This is a genomic window from Edaphobacter sp., assembly GCF_035532915.1.
Classification (GTDB): Bacteria; Acidobacteriota; Terriglobia; order Terriglobales; family Acidobacteriaceae; genus Edaphobacter.
The window spans coordinates 1-4643 of sequence record NZ_DATKQC010000296.1; the positions used below are offsets into that span (position 1 = coordinate 1).

General features: G+C 59.6%; 4 protein-coding genes and 1 pseudogene. 4 read left to right on the top strand and 1 reads right to left on the bottom strand.

The features are described from left to right. Window positions 1-455, bottom strand: a pseudogene (locus tag VMU57_RS14170) (PAS domain-containing protein); the annotation flags it as partial. 221 nt (window positions 456-676) lie between these two features. Between VMU57_RS14170 and VMU57_RS14175 the strand changes: the two are divergent. The 4 genes from VMU57_RS14175 to pyk form a co-directional block, all read left to right on the top strand. Beyond that, entirely contained in the window at window positions 677-1891 is a 1215-nt protein-coding gene (locus tag VMU57_RS14175) for a VWA domain-containing protein (protein ID WP_325384505.1), read from the top strand. Window positions 1892-1978: 87 nt separating this feature from the next. After that, entirely contained in the window at window positions 1979-2515 is a 537-nt protein-coding gene (locus VMU57_RS14180) for a thioredoxin family protein (RefSeq protein ID WP_325384507.1), read from the top strand. A gap of 40 nt (window positions 2516-2555) precedes the next feature. Next, window positions 2556-3458: a YihY/virulence factor BrkB family protein gene (locus tag VMU57_RS14185; RefSeq protein WP_325384509.1), complete on the top strand. Its 903-nt coding sequence runs from the start codon at window positions 2556-2558 to the stop codon at window positions 3456-3458. A 78-nt stretch (window positions 3459-3536) separates the two neighbouring features. After that, window positions 3537-4643: pyruvate kinase (pyk, locus tag VMU57_RS14190; RefSeq protein ID WP_325384511.1), on the top strand; the 1107-nt coding region annotated here is incomplete at its 3' end.

Sequence of the window (4643 nt, forward strand, 5' to 3'; positions counted from 1 at the left end):
CCGGTCGTTACCACCGTGCACAGACGCTTGAAAAGCCCGCTCCTTGTTGGGACCGACGTGATCGTAGACCGTAGCTGACCGAGCAGCTGCGATCTAGGCTTCCCCATCATCCGCTCAAAATTTGCGTTGACATACTGAAAGCGAAAATCGATAACTTCACCGGTCTGGTCCCGCACAGCGTCAAAAATCACGAAGGCGTCCATGCTGGTCTCTGCCGCGGCAAGGAATTTAGACTGGGCTTCTTCGGTGGCTCTGCGCCGAATCTCGCGATCATGCTCGCGCCACAGAATTCCCAGGGTGAACATGGTCGCCCCCATTGCCAGGGTGACTCCGAAGACCGTACCGAAGTAGTTGCAATGACTTAGGCGAAGAAACTCTGTCAGCACCAGCCCCAAAGCCACTGCGGCCAAGCCGATCTTCCACGTCCGCAAGTGCAGGAGAACCTGACCCTTCAAGCAAAAACCTCAACAGAACATTCGATAAGAAGGAAGCACCTTGTTAAAGAAGTTACTTCCAGTTACGAGAGTAACGTCTAATTGGCATGGATAAGCAACATTTAAAGGATTTTTTCCATTGGAAGGTTCCGTTTCGTGTTCCCGTTGACACACGGAGACTTTCAGTCCTTATAACTCTCTGATTCTTGAGACCTACCTCTGGCGCCCACGTCTAACATCGCATGGTTGCTCTCTGTTCTATTCGGCTGACCGCGCTCAGTGGCCTTTGTCTTGCCCTGCCTCTCTTCGCCCAGCAAAAACCGGTATCCCCAGCTCCTGCAGCAATTTCTACCGCAGCCACCATATCGGTCGACGCTCGTCTGGTCAACCTTCCTGTCGTCGTCCGCGATAAAAAGGGCACTCTGGTACAAAATCTCACCAAGGCGGACTTCACGCTTCAGGTCGATGGCCACCCCCAGACCATTCGCTACTTCGATCTCGATTCGAACCTTCCGCTGACCCTCGGTCTGCTGGTGGACGTCAGCGCCTCCCAGCGCAAAGTTATCGATGACGAGCGCACCGACAGCGGAACCTTTCTCGATCAGATGCTCACCGCCCCGCCCAACCGCGCTCCTGACCAGGCATTTATCATCCAATTTGCCCGCCAAACCGAGCTTTTGCAGGATCTTACACCCTCCAAGCCCAAGCTCCAGGCTGCCCTCAAAGAGATAGACACCTCCAGTCCAGACACCAACTCGGGCAGTGACCCCGATGACTCCAGCAGCAGCGGGCATCGCACCCTCGGAGGCACCACCCTCTACGACGCGACCTTTCTTGCCTCCGACGAATTGATGAGCAAGCAGAAGGGCCGCAAGGCTCTCATCATCCTCTCCGATGGCGTCGACCGTAGCAGCAAAGAGAGCCTGACCAGCGCCATCGAAGCGGCCCAGCGCGCGGACACCATTCTCTACGCCATCTACTTCAAAGGAGAGGAGTCCTCCGATAACAATCGTTCCCGTAGCGGCTCCCCCGGCGGTCGCGGCGGCGGCTTTCCCGGAGGAGGCCGTTTTCCCGGCGGCGGGTACCCCGGTGGTGGAGGCTATCCGGGCGGAGGAGGATATCCCGGTGGCGGCGGTGGTCGTGGCGGCAACAATCCCGGCGGCGGACGAAGCAGCGCAAGCCATGTCGATGGCAAAAAGATCCTGGAGCGCATGACGCAGGAGACCGGCGGACGCCTCTTCGAGGTCAGCAAAAAGCAGACCGTGGCCCAGATCTACGATCAGATCGCCGAAGAGCTTCGCGCCCAGTATCGCCTCGGCTATACGCCCGATCAGGCCACCCCCTCCGACGGATATCACCAGATCGACCTCACTGTAAACCGCAAGGGCCTCACCGTCCAGACCCGCGATGGCTACTATACCGGCAGTGCAGACGCGGCTCCGCGCAAGATGAATTGAAGTTGTCTTTGCGTCCTTCCGCCCTCTTCGTGCATCATCTACAGTGACCCGCGTCAGCGACGGCGTCAGCAAGGAAGGCACGTACCCATGGTCTACAAGATGATGCTCAAGACCTCAAAGACCTCGAACGCAATCTCCAAATTCTGCACAGCTTTGCTCTCGTTCGCCCTCATTTCGATGGCAGCCGCCGTGCCCAATCAAGCGCAGGCCCAGCTCACCACGCCCTTCGTCAAGCAGCACATCTACTCCGAGACCGCGAACCCCACCGCCGACATCGCCGCCGCGCTCAAAAAGGCACGCGTCGAGCACAAGCGTGTCATCCTCGACTTCGGCGGCGACTGGTGCCCCGACTGCCAGGTCCTCGACATCTATTTCCACCAGCAGCCCAATACTGCTCTGCTCGCCAAGCATTTCGTGGTGGTCCACGTCTACATCGGCCACATGGACCTGAACCTCGACATCCCGAAGAAATATGGGGTTCCGATCAACAAGGGCGTTCCCGCGCTCGCCGTCCTCGACGCACACGGCAAGCTGCTCTACTCCCAGCACACCGGCCAGTTCGAGAACATGCGCAACATGACCTCCAGCGATGTGACCGAGTTCCTTAACAAGTGGAAGGCCTGATTCACCGCACCACTTCTCTTAACCTGCGCAGGCGCCAATCTTGAGAAGATTTCTTCGCATCTCCTCGGTCTTCCATCGCACACTGCTCAGCGTAGTGGAGCACGACTGTCTCAACGTCGCGCAGTCTGCCGCCTACTCCGCGATGATCTCCCTCTTTCCCGCGCTCATCATCGCGGCGGCCTTTATCGGCTTCGTGCCGGGCATGGCTCCGCTCCGCTTTCAACTTGCTCTCTTCTTCAACAGCATTCTCCCCTCTGACGTCACCCCAATTCTGCAGAGCTACTTTGCCACCACTCATCACAGCCCAAAGTCCATTCGCGCGATCATCATCGGCATCCTGGTCAGCGTCACCGGGGCCTCCAGCGTCATCGCCACCTTTATGGAAGGCTTTCGCCGCGCCCACAATCTTCCCGACGACTGCTGGACCTTCCTGCAACGCCGTCTTCGGGCCTTCGCGCTGGTTCCGCTTTCGCTGATTCCCCTGGCCGTCGCCAGTCTGCTCGTCGTCTTCGGGCACTTCATCGTTACCGCATGGATGGCGCTGCACATCATGCCTTCCATCCGCACCCCGGTTTACGTGATCGCTCTCATCGTGCGCTGGGTGATCGCCTTCGCGGGCAGCATCGGCATCGTTGCCCTCATCTATCACATGGGAACGCCCATGCGGCAGTCCTGGAAGCGCACCATTCCCGGAGCCATTCTCGCCACCGCGATGTGGTTCCTCACCACGCTGGCCTTCGGCTGGTACGTCACCCGTTTTGCCAACTACTCCCAGGTCTATGGTTCTCTGGGAGCAGGCATCGCTCTGCTCTTCTGGCTCTACATCATCTCGCTCAGCGTTCTCTGCGGAGCGGAGTTCAACGCGCAGTGCAACGCTCACTTTTTTCCTCCTGTTCAAACTGATTCACCCCTTTCAAGCGCACAGACCCCTCCCACCGGGTAAAATTGCCATCGGTAGCAAAACTCACTGGTCATACCTTGCGGTCCACCGCGGGGTAGAAAGAATGCGGCAAACGATTTCATGACGAATTCTCCAAATCCCCTCCCGAACGACCCCTCATTTATCGGAACCGAGCGCCTCCGCCGCGCCAAGATCGTCGCTACCCTCGGGCCTGCATCGAGCACTCCCGAAGTCTTCCGCAAGCTTGTCCGGGCCGGACTCGACGTCGCCCGCCTCAACTTCTCCCACGGCAGCCACGCGCAGAAAGCCGAGCTGATCAAGATGGTCCGCACCGTCGCCCGCGAAGAAGGCAAGCCCATCTGCATCCTCGCCGACCTGCAGGGGCCAAAGATCCGCACCGGCAAGCTCAAGGGCCACAAGGCCGTCCAGCTCATCGCGGGCAAGCTCCTCACCATCACGCCACGCGAGATCGAAGGCACCGCCGCTCTCGTCGGCACCACCTTCAAGACGCTCGCCGAAAACCTCGAGCCCGGCTCCCGCATCCTCCTCTCCGACGGCCTCATCGAGCTGCGCGTCGAGCAGGTCAAAGGCCTGGACGTGGTCTGCGAGATCATCAACGGCGGCACCCTCGGCGAAAACAAGGGCATCAATCTCCCCGGCATCCCGGTCAAGGTTCCCTCACTTACCGAAAAGGACGAAGAAGACCTCATCTTCGCCGTCGGCCAGGGAGTAGACACGGTCGCCGTCTCCTTCGTTCGCACCGCCGACGACGTTCGCCACGTCAAGAACCGTCTCACCGCGCTCAAGTCCGACGCCTGGATCATCGCGAAGCTCGAAAAGCCTCAGGCCATCGAGCACCTCGACAGCATCCTCGAAGTCACCGATGCCATCATGGTGGCTCGCGGCGACCTCGGCGTCGAAGTCCCCCCCGAAAAAGTTCCGGCCATCCAGAAGCACATCATCCGCCGCGCCGCCGAGTATCGCAAGCCCGTCATCACGGCGACGCAGATGCTCGAATCCATGATCGACAACCCGCGCCCCACCCGCGCCGAGGCTTCCGACGTCGCCAATGCCATCTATGACGGCACCGACGCCGTCATGCTCTCCGCCGAAAGCGCCGCCGGTAAGTATCCCGTCGAGTCTGTCGCCATGATGGCCAAGATCGTCACCGAGACCGAGCACCAGATTCGCCTCGATCCTCGTCCTGCTCTCGGTCGCTCGCACAGC